Annotated in this window: 17 protein-coding genes; 1 reads left to right on the plus strand and 16 read right to left on the minus strand. The window is 60.1% G+C overall.

Annotated elements, in window-relative coordinates; translation table 11 throughout:
- The first annotated feature begins 82 nt into the window (after positions 1 to 82).
- Entirely contained in the window at positions 83 to 1,213 is a 1,131-nt protein-coding gene (locus V2391_RS02665; RefSeq protein WP_329738157.1) for a tyrosine-type recombinase/integrase, read from the plus strand.
- 75 nt (positions 1,214 to 1,288) lie between these two features.
- On the opposite strand, the gene era is transcribed toward V2391_RS02665, so the two are convergent.
- The 16 genes from era to V2391_RS02745 all read right to left on the minus strand — a co-directional run bounded on the left by era (position 1,289) and on the right by V2391_RS02745 (position 18,316).
- Positions 1,289 to 2,365, minus strand: a complete 1,077-nt coding sequence (era, locus tag V2391_RS02670) for a GTPase Era (protein ID WP_195568776.1) — start codon at positions 2,363 to 2,365, stop codon at positions 1,289 to 1,291.
- A 12-nt stretch (positions 2,366 to 2,377) separates the two neighbouring features.
- Complete coding sequence (locus V2391_RS02675; protein WP_099431794.1) at positions 2,378 to 2,755, minus strand: diacylglycerol kinase family protein; 378 nt, start codon at positions 2,753 to 2,755, stop codon at positions 2,378 to 2,380.
- A 9-nt stretch (positions 2,756 to 2,764) separates the two neighbouring features.
- Positions 2,765 to 3,274 carry an rRNA maturation RNase YbeY gene (ybeY, locus tag V2391_RS02680; RefSeq protein ID WP_161115787.1) on the minus strand — a complete coding sequence of 170 codons (510 nt, stop codon included), beginning with the start codon at positions 3,272 to 3,274 and terminating at the stop codon, positions 2,765 to 2,767.
- Positions 3,271 to 4,257 carry a PhoH family protein gene (locus V2391_RS02685; RefSeq protein ID WP_329738158.1) on the minus strand — a complete coding sequence of 329 codons (987 nt, stop codon included), beginning with the start codon at positions 4,255 to 4,257 and terminating at the stop codon, positions 3,271 to 3,273. The genes ybeY and V2391_RS02685 overlap by 4 nt, the downstream gene beginning before the upstream one ends.
- Positions 4,238 to 5,530 carry a MiaB/RimO family radical SAM methylthiotransferase gene (locus V2391_RS02690; protein ID WP_329738159.1) on the minus strand — a complete coding sequence of 431 codons (1,293 nt, stop codon included), beginning with the start codon at positions 5,528 to 5,530 and terminating at the stop codon, positions 4,238 to 4,240. The genes V2391_RS02685 and V2391_RS02690 overlap by 20 nt, the downstream gene beginning before the upstream one ends.
- Positions 5,531 to 5,539: 9 nt before the next feature.
- Positions 5,540 to 6,688 carry a molecular chaperone DnaJ gene (gene dnaJ / locus V2391_RS02695; protein ID WP_117745976.1) on the minus strand — a complete coding sequence of 383 codons (1,149 nt, stop codon included), beginning with the start codon at positions 6,686 to 6,688 and terminating at the stop codon, positions 5,540 to 5,542.
- An 81-nt stretch (positions 6,689 to 6,769) separates the two neighbouring features.
- The gene (locus V2391_RS02700) at positions 6,770 to 7,873 is read right to left on the minus strand and encodes a DnaJ domain-containing protein (protein WP_329738160.1); all 1,104 of its coding nucleotides are present in this window, start codon (positions 7,871 to 7,873) and stop codon (positions 6,770 to 6,772) included.
- 58 nt (positions 7,874 to 7,931) lie between these two features.
- Positions 7,932 to 9,164, minus strand: a complete 1,233-nt coding sequence (gene hemW, locus V2391_RS02705; RefSeq protein ID WP_329738161.1) for a radical SAM family heme chaperone HemW — start codon at positions 9,162 to 9,164, stop codon at positions 7,932 to 7,934.
- Positions 9,165 to 9,166: 2 nt separating this feature from the next.
- Positions 9,167 to 10,210 (minus strand): tRNA dihydrouridine synthase DusB, encoded by a 1,044-nt coding sequence (dusB, locus tag V2391_RS02710; protein ID WP_329738162.1) that lies wholly within the window; start codon positions 10,208 to 10,210, stop codon positions 9,167 to 9,169.
- 5 nt (positions 10,211 to 10,215) lie between these two features.
- A complete protein-coding gene (gene lepA / locus V2391_RS02715) occupies positions 10,216 to 12,027 on the minus strand; it encodes a translation elongation factor 4 (RefSeq protein WP_329738163.1) in 1,812 nt (603 codons plus the stop codon).
- 96 nt (positions 12,028 to 12,123) lie between these two features.
- On the minus strand, positions 12,124 to 12,390 hold the full coding sequence (gene rpsT / locus V2391_RS02720; protein WP_022094714.1) for a 30S ribosomal protein S20: 267 nt from the start codon (positions 12,388 to 12,390) through the stop codon (positions 12,124 to 12,126).
- Between the two features lie 133 nt (positions 12,391 to 12,523).
- Positions 12,524 to 13,486 (minus strand): DNA polymerase III subunit delta, encoded by a 963-nt coding sequence (holA, locus tag V2391_RS02725; RefSeq protein ID WP_329738164.1) that lies wholly within the window; start codon positions 13,484 to 13,486, stop codon positions 12,524 to 12,526.
- A 78-nt stretch (positions 13,487 to 13,564) separates the two neighbouring features.
- A complete protein-coding gene (locus V2391_RS02730; protein WP_329738165.1) occupies positions 13,565 to 15,514 on the minus strand; it encodes a DNA internalization-related competence protein ComEC/Rec2 in 1,950 nt (649 codons plus the stop codon).
- A gap of 350 nt (positions 15,515 to 15,864) precedes the next feature.
- Positions 15,865 to 16,575, minus strand: a complete 711-nt coding sequence (locus V2391_RS02735; RefSeq protein ID WP_329738166.1) for a helix-hairpin-helix domain-containing protein — start codon at positions 16,573 to 16,575, stop codon at positions 15,865 to 15,867.
- A gap of 214 nt (positions 16,576 to 16,789) precedes the next feature.
- Positions 16,790 to 18,034 carry a tRNA uracil 4-sulfurtransferase ThiI gene (gene thiI, locus V2391_RS02740; protein WP_118079857.1) on the minus strand — a complete coding sequence of 415 codons (1,245 nt, stop codon included), beginning with the start codon at positions 18,032 to 18,034 and terminating at the stop codon, positions 16,790 to 16,792.
- Entirely contained in the window at positions 18,035 to 18,316 is a 282-nt protein-coding gene (locus V2391_RS02745) for a DNA-directed RNA polymerase subunit omega (protein WP_055250050.1), read from the minus strand.
- Positions 18,317 to 18,318 lie beyond the last annotated feature (2 nt).

Here is an 18,318-nt window from a genome sequence, read left to right on the forward strand (position 1 = left end):
CCGCCAAGACCAGTGGAGCGCTAAACAATCCCATCCGCATTGCTAGAGTCGGCTATGCCCGACAGGAGGGACTTTTTTAATTATGACACGTTCGTCATGGGGGACGAAGACCAAAATCGCCAAGAACAAATGGCGTATCAGGTGGTGCGAGTGGGACGGGCTCAATCGAGTACGCAGATCTAAAACACTCTACCCCTGTACCTCGCGCGAAGCTGACGATGAGCTGCGCCGCCTTTGGCAGCTCCACCACCTGCCACCAAATGAGCGTGTAGTGCCATGCCCCACGTTCAAGCAATGCTGGGACGAATGGTATTTCCCACAGCTGGAAAAGCAGCTTGAGACTGGCGATATGTCGCACAGTACATTCATCAATTACCGTAGCGCATGGAGGTCAAAGGTTTCGCCGAAATGGGCAAACATTGTCATGAATAAAGTGCGAGTTGAAGAATACCAGCGTTGGTTGGACAAGTTCACCGCAGCGCAGGCTCACGTCTCGCACATCATCGTTCTTAACCTCGTCAACTGCGCAAGACTCCATGACGTGGACGGCATTTCTTTTATCGATGCAAAATTCAAAATGCCGCGTGAAAAGAAAAACACAGGCGACAGCGGGCTAGAAGTCTACACGGTAGCCGAAATCGACAGCATCCTTGAATCGTTGCGAGGCAGTCGCATCGAGGGCGTGGTGATTCTAATGGCTAAAGGCTCATGCCGTGTCGGCGAAGCAGCGGCAGCGGCGGTAAAAGACATTACGTTTGATGAGCGCAATGGTCGTACATACGCCGTCTACGACCTTTATCACCAGTATTCTCAGAACAACAGCTTTGAGCCGCTAAAGACAGCAGAAAGCCGCCGTCCAATCATCATTCCACCGCCATGGAGTTCACGGCTCGCCGAGATAGCAAAGCAGCGCACCGAAGACCAAGAGCTATACATCTGCGACAAAGGCACAGGAATGCCGATGGATCGCAAGAGGATTACAGGTGAGTGGCTCAGTTATTACAGAAATGGAACGATTGACTTGCGCTACCTGACCATGACCAAGTTGCGCAACTCATGGGCAACCGCGATGCTTTGGAAGTACGGCATCCCCGCCCAGATGGTGGACAAAATGATGGGCCACGCCGCGAAGAATATTCTCGGCAAACACTACGACCGCCCCGACAAAGAACTGTTCATCGAGACGGTCGATAAGGCGTACTTCGGAAATTAGTTAGGTACCCTTAAGGACAAATTAGGACGCAAAACCTTTATGCAAGCGTTCTACCTGCGGGTTTGTTAAATTACCTTAGTCCTCGGCGTTATACCCAAAGCGGCGAATCTGGGCCTCGTCGTCACGCCAGCCGGCCTTGACCTTCACGTCCAGCTCCAAAAAGACCTGCGTGCCAAAGATGCGCTCAAGATCGCGACGGGCGTCGATACCGATATGCTTGATCATCTCGCCGCCCTTGCCGATGATGATACCCTTTTGGCCCTCGCGCTCAACGTAAATGGTGGCGTGGACGCGCAGCACCTTCTTGGTCTGCTCGAGCGCATCGCAGATCACGCCAACGGAGTGCGGAATCTCATCACGGGTGCGACGCAAGACCTTCTCGCGCACAAACTCGGCAACGAGTGTCTCGTCGGAAGCGTCAGTACCCATGTCCTCGGGGAACCAACGCGGACCCTCGGGCAAAAAGTGCGCAACGGTCTCGATGAAGGCATCGACGTTGAAGTTCTTGACCGACGACGTCACGATCTCGTCGTCATATTCCATGAGCTCATGGGCGGCCTTAAGCTGTTCCATGACCTGTGCGGGGTCGGCCTCATCGGCCTTGGTAAGCACCAGGACCTTCTTGGAACGAGCGTTCTTGACGCGCTCGGCAACCCAGGCGTCTCCCCTGCCGATCGGCTTGGTGGCATCAATCAAAAACGCGACGACATCGACATCGTTCAGCTCGAACAGCGCACTCTTGTTGAGCTCGGACCCCAGGCCGTCCTTGGGCTTGTGGATACCCGGGGTATCGACAAAGACCAGCTGGTAGCCGGGACGGTTGACGACGGCGCGCATGCGGCGGCGGGTCGTCTGGGCCACCGACGAGGTGATGGCGACCTTTTTGCCGTAGCAGGCGTTGAGCAGCGTGGACTTACCGGCGTTGGGGCGGCCAACCAGGGCTACGAAGCCGCTGCGAAAACCGGGTTCAACGTCACCAAAGCCCGCGAGGCTATCGTCCTCGTCGCACAGGGCGTCGAGCTCCTCGTCGCTCATGCCCTCAAACGGATCGAATTCCTCGACTTCCTCGTATGCTTCGGCCGCTTCGGCATCCGCCGCATCCAGGACCTCGTCGTCCAAAATTTCATCGATAGGCTGCATAGTGTCGGACATGAAAATCCCTTTCTAGATAAAGCCGAGCGCGTGGGCAAATACCAGCAAGCCCACAATCGCGGCGGTGATGGAAAGAACGTATACGGAGGCGGCGGCGATATCCTTCGCGCGCTTTGCCAGCGGATGGAGCTCCTGGGTCGCCAGATCGACAATCGCCTCCATGGCGGTGTTGCATAGCTCGCCGTGAATCACCAGGCCACAACAGATGATAATCGTGGCCCACTCGGCAATGTCGAGCCCCACGATGCAGCCGGCAATGACGGTGCACACGCCCGCAACGAGCATGACCTTAATATTGCGCTCGGTCTTGACGGCGGTGACGAAGCCCTCCATGGCGTAGGAGAACGACTTTAAGAAGGACGGATGGTCCTTGTTCGATCCGGGAATCATAGACGGCTCCTAGTCGTGGGCGTGGTTGGTGATGGGGCCGACGTGGACCAGCTTGGGGTCCTCGCCGCGCTCGAGCGCCAGATCGCGCAGGATGGCGTCCTCGCGGGCCTCCATGACCTCGGCCTCGTCGTCCTCGATATGGTCATACCCCAGCAGGTGCAGCATGCCATGCACGAGCATCAGGCGGCACTCGTCGGCAGGGGCATTGCCAAAGCCGGGGGCCTGACGGGCAATGACTTGCGGGGCCAGGATGATATCGCCAAGCTCAAGCGTCTCGTCGGCGGGAATATCCTCGTCAAAGGCCGAGTCGCATTCAAACGAGAGGACATCGGTGGTGCGGTCGATACCGCGCCACTCGTGGTTGAGCTCGTGCATCTCGTCCTCATCGACATACGAAAGGGAAATCTCGACTTCACGCTCAACGCCTTCGGCGGCAAGCACGACCTCGCAGATGTGTTCTACCTCCTGCGCGTCGAGCAGCGTATCGAGCTCGGCATCGTTGCTGATCAATACACTCAACGGGACTCCTTTCGGTCGCGCGGGCGCTGCTCGCGCACGTCATCATAAGCATCATATGCCTCGACGATACTTCCCACCAGGGCATGGCGCACCACGTCGGCACGCTCGAGGTGAGAAAATGCGACATCGTCGACACGGCCCAAAATCTTCTCGACATCCGCCAAGCCACCACGACGGCCCACCAGGTCACGCTGGCTCAGGTCGCCGGTAATCACAAACTTGGAGTTAAAGCCCAGGCGCGTCAGAAACATCTTCATCTGCTCGGGCGTGGTATTTTGGGCCTCGTCGAGCACCACGAAGGCGTCGCTCAGCGTGCGGCCGCGCATGTAGGCAAGCGGGGCGATCTCGATCACGCCGCGCTCCATGAGCTCATCGGTGCGCTCGCGATCCATCATGTCAAAAAGGGCGTCGTAGAGCGGGCGCATGTACGGATCGATCTTTTCCTCGAGGGTGCCGGGCAAAAAGCCCAGGTTCTCCCCCGCCTCGACAACCGGACGCGTCAAGATCAGACGGCCCACCTCGTGACGCTTGAGTGCGGCAACAGCGAGCGCCATGGCCAGATAGGTCTTACCGGTACCGGCAGGACCCAGGCCAAACGTGATGGTATTTGAGCGGATGGCATCCACATAGCGCTTTTGACCGAGCGTCTTGGGGCGAATGACGCGACCGCGATACGAAAGCAGCACGTCATCGCGAAGCGACGTAGCCTCGTGCTCACCGTCGCGCAAGACGGCCAGGCAGCGAGAGACATCGTCGGCAGAAAGCGTGCGCCCGGAAGCAGCCTCACGAAAGGCATGTTCGAAAAAACGCGCGACCAGTTCGACCTCGTCCGGGTCACCGCTCACGGCGATGCTGTCGCCACGGGCGACCACGTGGGCGCGAACTGAGCTCTCCAGCGCACGAAGGACGCCGTCGCCGGCACCCAAAACGCGCGAGGGGTCAATACCCTCGGGAACGGTAAGTCTAATCTTCGAGGCTTCCATGAACCTCCCTGCGTGCATGGACCAAGCCGGAATCATCGACTCCGATGATAGCAACATCGAGCAGGCACGGGGCTGTGAGTCCACGGGTATCGTCTAGACGGGCATGATGGAACGAACCAAGCGTCAGGTTGTCGCCATACTCGAGCACGGCACGCTCAACGGTGCCCACGCGACGGCGAGCGTCGGCAATGGCGAGCTCCTGCGCAGCGGCTCGCATACGACGGCTACGCTCGGCCATGACCTCGGGCGGCACCTGGTCGGGCATATCGGCAGCAAGAGTACCAGGACGTTTGCTGTAACGGAACACGTGCATACGCGAAAAGCCCACGCGGCGGCACAGCGCCAGCGACTCCTCAAACTCCTCGTCCGTCTCGCCGGGAAAACCGACGATGACATCGCACGAAAGGGACGCCTGAGGCAAGTTGGTGCGAATCATGCGCACCGTCTCCTCGAAGGCCTCGGCGCTATAGGGACGGCCCATGCGATGCAGCGTCCGTGTGCAGCCGGACTGCACGGGCAGGTGTAAAAACGGGGCGATGCGCTGCGGATAGCGCGCCATCACCTTAAGCAGGGACTCGGAGATATCCATGGGCTCGACCGAGGAAATGCGCACATGCGGAATAGACGTGCGCTCCATAATCGCCTCGAGCAGCTCATCGATCTCGACGTGTTCATCAGTCGCGCTCTTGCCATCGTAGGCGCCCAGGTTCACACCTGTCAGCACCACCTCGGGCACGCCGGCCTCCTGGGCCTCGCGAACCTGCTCGAGCACGGACTCGACCGGCACAGAGCGCTCGGGGCCGCGGGCCTTCCACACAATACAATAGGTGCAACGATGGTTGCAGCCGTCCTGGATCTTCACGCCCAGACGCGAGCGACCGAGTGCATCGACCACCTCGCCGTCGCTGCAGGCGGGAACATTATCGGACTCAACGCCCAACACCTCGCAGACGCGTTCGGCAACATCAATCTTGGACGGCTCGGCGATCACGCGGTCCGAAAGCTCCAGCAGCTCCTCGGGGTGCAGATTGACCACGCATCCGGTCACGACCACATAGGGCTCGTTTGGATAGCCCAGCGCATGGCGAACGGCCTTACGGGTCTTGGCCTCGGCCTCGCCCGTAACGGCACAGGTGTTAATGACAATCAGCTCAGCATCCTGAGGCTCCACCATCGCAAACCCCAGGCGCATAAGGTCGGCAGTGATACGGTCGGACTCAACCCGGTTGACGCGGCAGCCGAGGTTGAGGACAGAGATATGAGGTGCGAGCACGCGGGCTCCTTAATCGAGGATGTCGTCGAGAGCGCTCTTGATGCGATCAGTTACCGACTTCTTACCGGAAGCGACGTCATCGCCCATCTCGTCGGCAAAAGCGCGAAGCAGCTCGCGCTGCTTGTTGGAGAGATTGGTGGGGACGACCACGCGCAGCTGCACGATCAGTCGACCGCGTGAGCCGCCACCGCCGATGCGCGGCATGCCGAAATTGTTGACGCTGACGGTGTCGCCGTACTGCGTACCGGCGGGGACCGTCACCTTGACGACTTCGTCGGGCATAATGCCCTCGACCTCAATCTCGCAGCCGAGCGCAGCCTGCGCAATCGAGATATCGCTCACCAGGTACAGGTCATCACCGTTGCGCTTAAAGCGCTCATGGTCGGCAACGCGCACGTTGACGATCAGGTCGCCCGAGGGCTCGCCGCGAAGGCCTGCCTCGCCAAAGCCGCTCACGCGCAGCTGGCGACCGGTCGAAACGCCGGCGGGAATATCGATGTCGATCTTTTCATGCGAAGGCGTGCGGCCCTGACCGTCGCAGGTCTCGCAGGGATGGTCGATAACCGTGCCCTCGCCGTGGCAGTCAGGGCAAGGCGAAGAGGACTGAACCTGGCCCAGGAACGAGCGCTGGACCGTCGTGACATAGCCCGTGCCGTGGCAGCGGCTGCACTGCTTTTCCTGTGCACCCTCGGCTCTACCGGAGCCGTTGCAATCCTCACAGGGGGCAAGGCGGTCATAGCTGATGGTCTTTTTGCAGCCGAGTGCCGCCTCCTCAAGGGTCACCGAAAGGGAGATGGCCATATCGCGGCCGCGACGACGCTCACGGCGATTTCGGGCGCCACCGCCGGCACCGCCGCCAAAGAACGACGAGAACAAGTCGTCCATGCCCATGCCACCAAAGATATCGTTGATATCGACGTAGCCGGAGCCACCGGGGCCGTCGGCAGTGCCGTAACGGTCGTAGTTAGCACGCTTCTGCTCATCGGAAAGAACGGAATATGCCTCGTTGAGCTCTTTGAACTTAGCCTCGGCCTCGGGGTCGTCCGAAACGTCCGGGTGTACGGTACGGGCCTTCTTTAGAAACGCGCGCTTAATCGTCCGCGCGTCGGCATCCTTGTCGACGCCAAGCACCTCGTAGTAATCCCTATTTTCCGACACGACCGAATCCTTCCGACTTTCATTATTGTCACAGTGCGTCCTATACCCAAGCTGGGCCGGCCGCAAACAGAGGGTTTGATGTTATTGCATTGCGTAGGGCGAAAGCATGGCACGTTGCGAGCAGCTCGCAAACCAAACCGACACGAGCGCAAACATAAATCCGTTGGCAAAACCGTTGGCAAACTGCATCGCGCCGCGCTTCCACCACAGCAGGCTGCGGTGCAGCACGCCGTCCGAGAGCACCATGAACAGGCCCATGGCAAACGGAATAAAGCACATCACGGCAAAGGCCGAGAACACGCCCGAGATGGCCGATAGCACCAAAAACGGCGCCACGATGCCCATCAGGTAAAAACCGGTACGGGCCTTACCTTCCAGGCGCTCGGCCTCAACATGGGCCCGACCGACCAGATCACCGCCCGAGGCGCCGTTGGTGCCGGCGTGACCCATGCCGCCAATATGGACCTCGTCGCCATCGTGCGTGCCGGCGGGAAACTCAATCGTCTGCTCGGAGGTCACACGGGTCCGCCCGCTGCCGCCGCAATCGGGACAGGGGTCGGCGACGACCTTACCGGAGCCACCGCACTCAGGGCAGACAGACTGGAACGTGCCGGCACCAAACAGAAAGGACAGGTCGACATCGATGTGGCCGCGACCGCCGCAGCTCGGACAGGTATGTGCATGCTCGGACGAAACAGAGCCCGAACCGCCGCAGTGGCCACAGGTATCGAAGCGCGTATAGCGGACGGTCTTGCGGGCACCGCCCTTGGCCTCCTTGGCGTCGAGCTTAATATCGACGACCACGTTGGCGCCGTTCTCGGGATTATAGGCAGCCTGCCCGCGACGCGGCTGACCCCAGGCGCCACCAAAGGGAAAGCCGCCCTCAAAGGGATTGCCGTAGCCCGCGCTGCCGGCGTAACCGCCGCCATAGGGCGAAGCCGTGGGAGCGCCGGCAAAGGGATTGCCCGAGCGCATGGCGTCGTAGCGCGCACGCTTCTGCTCGTCCGAAAGCACGGCATAGGCCTCGGAAACCTCTTTAAACTTTTCCTCGGCATCCGGCTCTTTGTTGACGTCCGGATGGAGCTTGCGGGCCTTTTGCTGGAAGGCCTTCTGTATATCACGCGAGGTGGCGTCCTTAGAGACGCCCAAAATCTCGTAGTAATCTTTTTCGTTCATTGTCGCCATGCGCGGCAACCTCCTGCTCACAGCAGCGTATATATTGCGGTAATTCTACCCGAGCGGCCTAAGCTAGACCCCAAAACAGCTCGAACAGCATATTTCCATCGAGCCAGCCCAAGTGGGTGGGCGCTAAACGGGCATGGAAGCGACCTGCGATAACGTCTTTTGAGTTGACGCACCCCGTATTTCCCTCAATATCATCAGGCACCCAAGTGGCAAGGCCCAACTCGAGCGCACGGTCACAGGCCGCCGCCAACTCGTCCACGGGAACTAAGCTAGCCGAGCGCACCAACAGATCGGGCCCAATGCCACGCGTCATGCGGCAGGCGAGCATCAAATCCTCAGCCACGGCCTCGCGCTGCGACAGATACTCGGCATCAAACGTCGTCGCGGTGTCGTCGCGTTGCACCAGACGCACGCGATACGCATCGCCGCGAGTAGACACGTCGGGAAACAGCCCGGACAAGCGATCGAAATCCTCGGCGTCGAGCATGCCGGCGGCAGAGCGACCCAAGCCCAGATAGCCCTGTCCGGTCCAATAGGCAATGTTGTGGGCACACTCATGGCCGTCGAGCGCGTAGCTTGCCACCTCATACGGGTGATAGCCGGCCGCACCCAGGCGCTCACGCGCCGCGTCCATGCATGCAGCCTGGAAATCCTCGTCGGGCTCGAGCGACTCGTCGCGACACGCCATGCGGTAGAGCGGCGTGCCCTCCTCGAGCGTGAGCGGGTACACCGACACATGATGCGGCGCCGCCGCCAACACGCCATCGAGCGTGCGCTGCCAACTAACGGCGGTTTGCCCGGGAAGACCGCACATCAGGTCGCACGACACATCGAGCCCAGCGTCCTTGACCGTCGCGATGGCAGCGAGCGCCCGATCGGCATCGTGAATACGGCCGATGGCGGTAAGTTCGGCGTTATCGAGCGTTTGCACGCCCAGAGAGACGCGCGTGACACCCACCCCGGCAAGCGCAGTGGCAAGCTCTGCGGTCAGCGATTCGGGATTGGCCTCGCAGGTAAACTCAACAGGCTTGCACCACGCAGAGATACGCCGGGCAAATTCTACCAAACGCTCCCCCGCCAGCGACGGCGTGCCGCCGCCAACATAGACGGTGCGGATCTGTGCAAGCGCGCCTGCGTCGCCAAAGGCATCGAGGCGCGCATACAACTGCTCAAAATAGGTATCGAGCGCAACGCTCATGTTGCACGGAGCAAAACTGCGTGAGTCAAAGTCACAGTACCGGCATTTTTGGGCGCAAAACGGCACATGCACGTACAGCGCGGTAACGGCCACCGTTAGGCCTCCAGCGGATGAGCGGGCACCGACTCGCCGGCGGCAAGTGCGGCCTCGCAGGCCACCACATCGTGCTCGATATCATCGACCAGTGCCATGAACTCCTCGTATGTGGAGCAACGCACCACCTGAGCGCGCCAGGCCGCAGCATGGGGCATGCCCTTTAGATACCAGCTCGCGTACGTACGGGCACGCGACATGAGCGGCAACAGCTCGTGCGTGAGCGTCAGATGCTCGCGCAGGGCATCCAGTCGCTCGACCGAGCTACGCTCCGGCACCGGCGCGCCATCGAGCGCAAGGGCGCGAGCATCGCCGAACACCCAGGGATTGCCATAGATACCGCGCGCAATGAACACCGCGCTGGCACCCGAGTTGCGCAGATGCTCCGCGGCATCCTCGGCCGAGAAAACGTCGCCCGAACCGATCACGGGAATCTCGACGGCGTCGGCCACCTCATCGACGACTGACCAATCGGCCTGGCCCGTATAGAGCTGCGTGGCACAGCGACCATGTACCGCCACCGCAGCGGCCCCTGCCCCCTCGAGCATCTGGGCAAACGTCGCGGCATTGCGGTCTTCGGCGTAAAAGCCCTTGCGGATTTTTACGGTCACGGGCACGTGCGCCGCGCCTACCGCCGCCTCGACAATCTGCTCGGCCAGCTCAGGCGTGCGCATAAGTGCCGAGCCCTCGCCCTTGGTAACGACCTTGCGAGCCGGGCAGGCCATGTTGATGTCGATCAGCGACAGGCGATCGCCAACACGCTCCTCAACGGCGGCGACGGCGCTCGCAAACTGATCGGGCTTGGAACCAAAGAGCTGTACGCAGATCTGCTGCTCCTCGTCGGCCGGTAGCACCAGGCGCCACGTCTTATTGCTGGCATAGGCAAGACCCGCCACGCTCACCATCTCGCTGTAGGCAAGATGGGCACCGCGGCGGCGGCACATGATGCGGTAGGCGGGGTCGGTCACGCCAGCCATGGGAGCCATAAGGAACGGCTGCTCGGCATAGGCACCCAGCAGCCGCGTACTGTATTCAGAAAGCGCCATGGGACCTACTCGTCCACCTTGAGGATCGCCATAAAGGCCTCCTGCGGGACCTCGACCGAACCGATGGCCTTCATGCGCTTCTTGCCCTCTTTCTGTTTCTCGAGCAGCTTGCGCTTACGCGAGATATCGCCGCCATAGCACTTGGCCAAAACGTCCTTGCGGCGCGCCTTAACGGTAGAGCGGGCGATAATCTTGTTGCCGATAGCGCCCTGGATGGGCACCTCGAACAGCTGGCGCGGAATGATTTCCTTGAGTTTGTCGCACAGCCCGCGGGCCAGGCCATAGGCCTTGTCCTTGTGCACGATAAACGAAAGCGCGTCCACTTCATCACCCGAAAGCAGGATATCGAGCTTGACGAGCTCGGAGGGACGATACTCGTTGAACTCATAGTCGAGCGAGGCATAGCCCTTGGTGCGGCTCTTGAGCTGGTCAAAGAAGTCCAAGATGAGCTCGGCGAGGGGCATATCAAAGCGCATCTCGACCGATTTGCTCGTGAGATGGATCATGTCGGTTGTAATTCCGCGGTGCTCGATAGCGAGCTGCATGACGGCACCCGTATACTCGGGCGGGCAGATAATCTTGGCCTTGAGGTAAGGCTCCTCAATGCGCTCGATGCGCGTGGCCTCGGGCAGATCCTGCGGGCTGCGAACATCAATCATCTCGCCGTCAGTCTTGTAGACGTGATAGTCCACCGAAGGGCTCGTGGCAATCAGGTCCAGGTTGAACTCGCGCTCCAAGCGCTCCTTGACGACCTCCATATGCAGCAGGCCCAAGAAGCCAACGCGGAAACCAAAGCCGAGCGCCACCGAGGTCTCGGGCTCCCACACCAACGACGGGTCGTTGACATGCAGCTTATCGAGAGCGTCGCGCAGGTTCTCGTAATCCTTGTTGTCGATCGGGAACAGGCCCGTATAGACCATGGGCTTGGCCTCGCGATAGCCGGGAAGCGGCTCGGGGCAGGGATTCGACGCCCACGTGAGGGTATCGCCCACGTGCACGGCCTCGGGGTCCTTCAGGCCCGTGACCACGTAGCCCACCTCGCCGACCGTCAGTGCGTCGACCGGTGTCTCGGCGGGACGCTTGACGCCCACGCCGTCGACCAAGAAGTCGCCCTCGGCCTGCATCATAAGCAGGGTATCGCCCTTTTTAATGGAGCCGTCAAAAACACGGACCGTGGCAACGACGCCGCGGTACTCATCAAAATACGAGTCAAGGATGAGCGCCTTGAGCGGCGCGTTCGCATCGCCCTTGGGCGGTGAGATCAAGAAGACGATAGACTCCAGCAAATCGTGAATACCCTCGCCGGTCTTGCCCGATACGCATACGGCATCGTCAGCGGGAATGGCCAGGTCATCCTCGATCTCGGTCTTGACCTCGTCGGGGTGTGCAGAGGGAAGGTCAATCTTGTTGATGGCGGGCACGATATCCAGGTTGGCGTTCATGGCGAGCGTCGCGTTGGAGACGGTCTGCGCCTCGACGCCCTGCGTGGCGTCGACGACGAGCACCGCGCCCTCGCAGGCAGCCAGCGAGCGCGAGACCTCGTAGGTAAAGTCCACGTGGCCCGGCGTATCGATCAGGTTGAACTGATACGTCTCGCCATCGTCAGCGTCATAGGAAACGCGAACGGCATTGGACTTGATCGTGATGCCGCGCTCGCGCTCGATATCCATGGTGTCGAGCAGCTGCGACTCCATGTCGCGCTCGTCGACGGTATGGGTGAGCTCGAGGATACGATCACTGATCGTGGACTTGCCATGGTCGATGTGCGCAACGATCGAGAAGTTGCGGATGTGGGAAATGTCAATTGAAGTATTCATGCGGACTATCTTACCCGAGCGGTACAAAAAATGGAGCCTGTTACATAAAACAGGCTCCATTTATGCGCGTAATCTGTGTGGTGTGAAATTTACAACTTAGGCGTTGATGCTGTTCACGAGCTTGGCAAGACCGGACTTGCGGTTGGAAGCCTGGTTCTTGTGGATGACATGCTTGGCAGCAGCCATGTCGAGACGCTTGGTGACGGTCTTGAGGGCAGCCTGGGCCTTCTCGGCGTCGCCCTCGGCGACGGCGGACTGGACGTGCTTGGTCAGCGTCTTGAGCTCGGACTTGACAGCCTTGTTACGCATGCGAGCTGCCTCATTGGTGCGGATACGCTTCTTCTGAGACTTGATGTTTGCCACTTCTGGAGTTCCTTTCGAGTTCCTTGCAAAAAATGTATGACACCTCTGAGACACGGTGAGGTCATGCAAGCGCCTACTATAGCACGCTCCCCCTCAAAGGGATAGAACGAATTTGTCAAATAGGCAGGTATCATCACGATTTTCTCAAGATGTTCGTAATCCAGAGCAAAAGCGCGGTCTCCGAATCGGCAGAACCCTTCAGTGCGAGCTCCACATCGACCGCGCCCTCGAGCGCAGCGACAAGCTCCGCCATCGAAAAGCGGCGTGCCCAGGTCAGGTGATTTTTGACCTGCCAGGCCTGAAGCTTGAGTGTCGCGGCGAGCTCACGCCCCTGCCCACGAGAGTCGAGCGCCTTGGCGACGATCAACTCGCGGATGCGACCGCATAGCAGCGTGTAGGTCCACACATAGCTCTTGGCGGGCAGCAGCCCAAAGAGCTCAAGCGAGCGGCGCATATCGCGGGCCGAGACGGCATTGAGGAAGTCCCAGGGCTGAACTTCGGCCGTGCGCACGATCCAGCGCTCCACATCGGCAAGCTCAATTTGCGGCGCCTCGACCATCTGGGCAAGCTTGGCCAAGTCGTTATCGAGCATGCGGGTGTTCTCGCCCGAGCGCGAGACGAGCTCCTCGGCAGCAGCCGTCGAGATGGACTTACCGCGCTGCGTCGCCATCTGCTGAACGCGGCGCGGCAGTTCCCAGCGCTTGGTACCCGAACAATCGACGATAGCCTTCTTGTCGATCTTGGCGATTGCCTTATACAGGCGCGTATTCTTGGCAAGTGAGTCGGCAATAATGAGACAGACCGTCGTGGGGCTGGGACTTGCGAGGTACTCGACAAGCGGTTCCGAGACCGCCTTGGCAAGCTTGGAGCAGCCGTCGAGGATCACCAGGCGAAACTCGCTGCCCATGGGAAAGGTATTGAGCGAGCCGATGATCGACTCGATATCGGGATCTTTCGTCATGTCGCGTTCATCGAGGTTGAACTCAACCATACCCGACTTTTCCAAGCGAGCTTTCATACGCGAGACGGCGTGGTCGCGCTTGACCCCATCGGTACCGACGATCAGATATGCCGGCAGCAGACCGGTTTCGGACATTGCGCTCCCCTCTCGCACACACTCGAATTCGTACCGTGCCATTTTAGCCCAGGGGTCCACCGCGCGCCAACGATGTCATCACGGTCGCTGGCATCGCATGGCAAAGCCCTTCGCAGTCGGCGTGACGGTAATGTCGCCGTGTTCGATGGTGCATGCGAACGCACCACCCGCTTCCTTAACTGCATCGATGCAGGCATCCGACGGATGGCCGTAACGATTCCCCTCGCCGGCGCTCGCGATAGAGAACTCGGGCTTAAGCGTGCCCAGCAGGTCTGTGTCGACGGAAACTTTTGAGCCATGATGCCCCAGCTTGAGCACATCGATATCTCCCACCTCCTGTACAAACTCGCGCTCCTGATCGAGCTCGGCGTCACCAGTAAGGAGCACACGCAGGCTCTTGCCTTCCTGAGCGTAGGAGAGCAGCAAAACAAGAGAGTCCTCATTGCCCTCGCCATCCACCGTGTCAAACGGCCACATCACACGAGCCCGAAATGCGCCGATATCGACCGTGTCTCCGCGAGCCACCTGCCGATACGTTACACCCGGGCGATTCAGAACCTCAGTAGGCGCGCCGTCAAGTGCATCGGCCGCGACCGCAATGGTTCCAACCGAAAAACGATCGAGTACGTCGGGAAGACCGCCCCAATGGTCTTCATCCCAATGCGTCACGAAGACGGCGTCGATATGGTGGACGTTATTGCGAACCAACGCCGACACCACGCGGTCATCGAGCCCACAGTCGACGAGTGCCACGGCGCCACCCTGACGAACCAGAATCGCATCGGCCTGGCCAACATCGAGGACCGTTACCGAAGGCGGCGCACATCGATCCCAATAGACATACGGAACACCCGCTGCGAGCATTAAACACAGCAGCCCCGCTGCCATGCTCCGCGCGCGGGGGCGTGGCCACCAGACCAAGAGGGCCACCAGCGCGAACGGCACCACATATACCGAGGGCGTATCGGGCGGCACGCTTACGGATGCGCCCGGAACGGCAGCAAAGAGCTGTTCAAAGAACAGCGCACAGCGGGCGACAATCATGGGCACCACGAGCGCCCCGTGACGCAGCAGCGGCACAAGCGAGCAGGGCACCAGCACAACCGATACAGCGAGCAGCACGCTTATCACCGGACCGATCACGGCATTTGCAAGTGGGGCAATGAGCGAAAACGTCTCAAATGCGGGAATCGTAACGGGAAGTGTCGCCAGCTGCGAGCACAGCGTGACAGACAAAACGCTGGCGACACCCGATGGCATGCCCAGCTCGCCCAAGGCGTAGGTGGCGTAGGGGCAAAAACAAAGGATGGCAAAGACACTGGCGCACGAAAGCTGAAAACCCATTTCGAACAATACCGTCGGACGCAGCAACACAAAGATTGCCATGGTGACGAACAGAGCCGAGAGGCCATGCCGACGACGCCCGGCGCCGTTGGCGACAAGCGACGCCGCCACCATGCAGCACGCGCGCACGGCCGAGGGCGAAGCGCCCGTAAAAACGGCATAGGCAGCGAGGGCCAGCACCAACAGCCCCCGCTGCAGCCCACGAGAGAGGCGTGTCTTTTGCAGGGCGCTCTCAATCACAAACCCCACGATGGCAAGATGACTACCCGAGACAGCGATAAGATGTGCGGTGCCCGTTACCGAAAACCAATCGCCCGCCGGCTGGGCACGCAGCTCGGCCGAGCGTCCGCAGACAACGCCGGCAATGAGCGAGCGCGCTGGATCGGTCGCGGGCGCGATAACGGCAAGGAGCTCGTTTCGAAGCCAAGACAACGGGCCTGGAGGGCCCTCGTCGATCGATACCAACCGGACGACTTTAACCTTTCGAAGCTCGCCCCGAAGCACGCGTGAGCGCCCATACGCATCATTCTCAAAGCGCGAAATTCGACCGATAGCACGTACATGCGAACCGACGCCGAGCTCACGATCGCACGACAGCCATACCTGACCCAAATGCTTTTCGCCCGCAAACGCATCGCAGGTATAGGAGTACACACCGTCATTGATGGACGGATCGCCGTGCACAACAAACTCAAGACTGCTCGCAGCCCGATTATCCAGTGCCCTCGATGCGTGTAGCGCTCCTATCGCCCAAGCCGCGGACACGACCGCTCCCGCAACGAGGCCAAGGGCCGCGGCATACAGCCATCGCTTCCACCGCACAAGACGCATACAGGACCGTGCCAATACGATGCACGTCGCAGCCGCGAAGGGAATGGCCATAAGCAATGTGACGGGCGCCGCCCGCTCTCCCAGCAGCGCATCGGCCGCCATGTTAAGCACTAACCCACAGCTCGCACACAAGCCGGCACAAAGGGCTATCGCCCACGGCATCAATGGGCGCGGTGGCATCACATGCTCGCGCTCGGTCGCACTCATACGCAGATGCAATCTTTAATTTTGGCGAGTTTCTTCTCACCGATCCCCGATACGCGCATAAGGTCATCGACCGAGGCAAAGGCCCCGTTTTGCGTCCGTTCGTCGATAATTGACTGGGCCATAGAAGGCCCGATGCCCGAAAGCGTCTGCAGCTCCGCCGCACTTGCCGTATTGATATTCACAAGTCCCGACGAAGACCCTGTACCAGGGGTCGTGGAAGCACTGCTTTCGGCGGCGCCGACGGCCGCAGCCGTTTGTTGCTCCCCTACCGTCGGCACATAGATCTTTTGACCATCGGTGATCTTGGACGCACGGTTAAGAACCGTCACATCCGCCTCGGCCGTAAGCCCTCCGGCGGCATCAATCGCCTGGGACACCCGTGCTCCATCTTTAAGCCGGTACACGCCAGGCTTCACAACGGCGCCATCAACATCGACGTACACCTCGGCAGCAGAGGAGCTCTTGGCAGACGGCTCATCGGCATCGTCAGGAGAGGCATCCCCGGCCCCGCGCACATCCGAGGCGCTCGCCTCATCACTACGCTCAAACGATACGTCGCTGGAGTGACCACCAAAACCTGCCATCGCCAAGCCGCTCGCGGCGGCAATGACAACCAGGATCGCCACGACCATCGCCTTATGGCCGAGCAGCTTTTCTGCCCAGCGGTCCATCCGTTTAACCCGTTCGTGTTGCTCGCGCTGCGCCATAGCAAACACCTCCCAACACCATCGTGTCAGGAAACGAACGCCGCAGCCTCCGCACGCCCACACCGGTTTTCGCGGTCAAACCAAAAGCTGACCAAAACCTTGCGGAAAAGTGTCCATTTATTCAGGCACACGTCGACAAATGAACCGTTTATCGCCTAATGCCCAGATAGAAAAAGACCGACGATGCAAAATCACCGCCGGTCTATACACAACATTATTCGTGATCTTGGTAAATCTCACGTGGAGCGAGCTCGGAATGTTTGCGTTTTAAGGTCTTAGGGGCCTTATACGTGTTGCTCTCGAAGTCGATATACTCGGTCTGCTTGAGCAAGCGCTCAATCATCTCCTCGTGATCGAACAGCTCCCACGCCTCATGCACGGCATCGAGTTTGGCGTGCGTCTCGGGGCGGCGCGGCATAAAGAGCGTGCAGCAATCGGGAGCGGCCTCGGTCGAGATATCGAAGGTACCGATTTCCTCGGCACGCGCGATGATCTCCTGCTTGTCCGAACCAATCAGCGGGCGGAACACGGGGATCTTGACGGCCTCGTTGACGGCCATGATGTTCTCGAGCGTCTGGGAAGCAACCTGACCGAGCGATTCACCGGTCACAATAGCCTTGGCGCCCTCGATATGCGCAATGCGCTCGGCAACCGAATACATAATGCGACGGTACATGATCACGCGCAGGTTGCTGGGGCAGGTCACCGAGATCTCACGCTGACAATCGCCAAACGGCACCACGTACAGGCGGCCGATCTGGACACCCGGCTCAAGCGCACGGATGATGTCCTGCACCAAATACTCGCTCGTGTCGGGCGTCTGCGGACGACCGGAGAAATGTACCGGCACGCACACCGCGCCGCGACGCGCGAGCATCCAGGTCGCTACCGGAGAATCGATACCCGACGACAGTAGCGTCACGACCTTGCCGGCAGATCCCACCGGCAGACCGCCCACGCCGCGCTCGGAGCGCGCGTACACATAAACGCTACCCTGGACCACCAGCACGTGCACCATTGCGTCGGGGTCGTGCATCTGGACCTTTTTATCGGGAAACGCCTCGCACAACACCTCTCCCACCTGACGATTGATATCAATCGAGGTGAGCTCGTAGTCGGTGTTCGAGCGCTTGGCATGCACCTTAAACGACTCAAAGGGACCAAACTCGCGCAGCGCCTTCACGGCGGCGGCGCAGTACTCCTGCGGGTCGCGGTTCGTGTGATATGCCAGGGACACGCGAGCAACGCCGGGGACGGTGCGAATGACGCGCGCCGCCTCGTCGGCCTGATGCTCGTTAAAGGTCACGAGGATATAACCGGAAATTCGAGACACGGCATTCACGGAAAAGGCGGCCAAGGCCGCCTTGATGTTATCCATGAGGATATGCTCAAAATGTGCGCGGTTCTTGCCCTTTAGTCCAACCTCGTGATAGTGGACCAGGCAGACGCGGGCTGCCATTTAGGCTTCAGCAACCTTATGGCCGAGTGCCTTCTCGTAACGGGCCTCGTCGTAGGAGATGTCGCCGTCGACAATCTCGTCCATAGCCATCGAGATGGTATCGGCGCCGGAAAGCGCAATAGTGATGTCATCGACATCCTGGACGGCGAGCACGCGGTTGTGCTGGCCACGCAACATGCTGTTAATGTCGCAGGCGCGCTTGGAGGCAAGCGAGGCGAGCAGGAAGCGGTTGTGATCGGTCTTCTCCAGAAGATCGTCAATGCAAGGCTTTACAACGGACACGG

It is taken from the genome of Collinsella sp. CM84Y_54 (assembly GCF_036317945.1).
GTDB lineage: Bacteria > Actinomycetota > Coriobacteriia > Coriobacteriales > Coriobacteriaceae > Collinsella.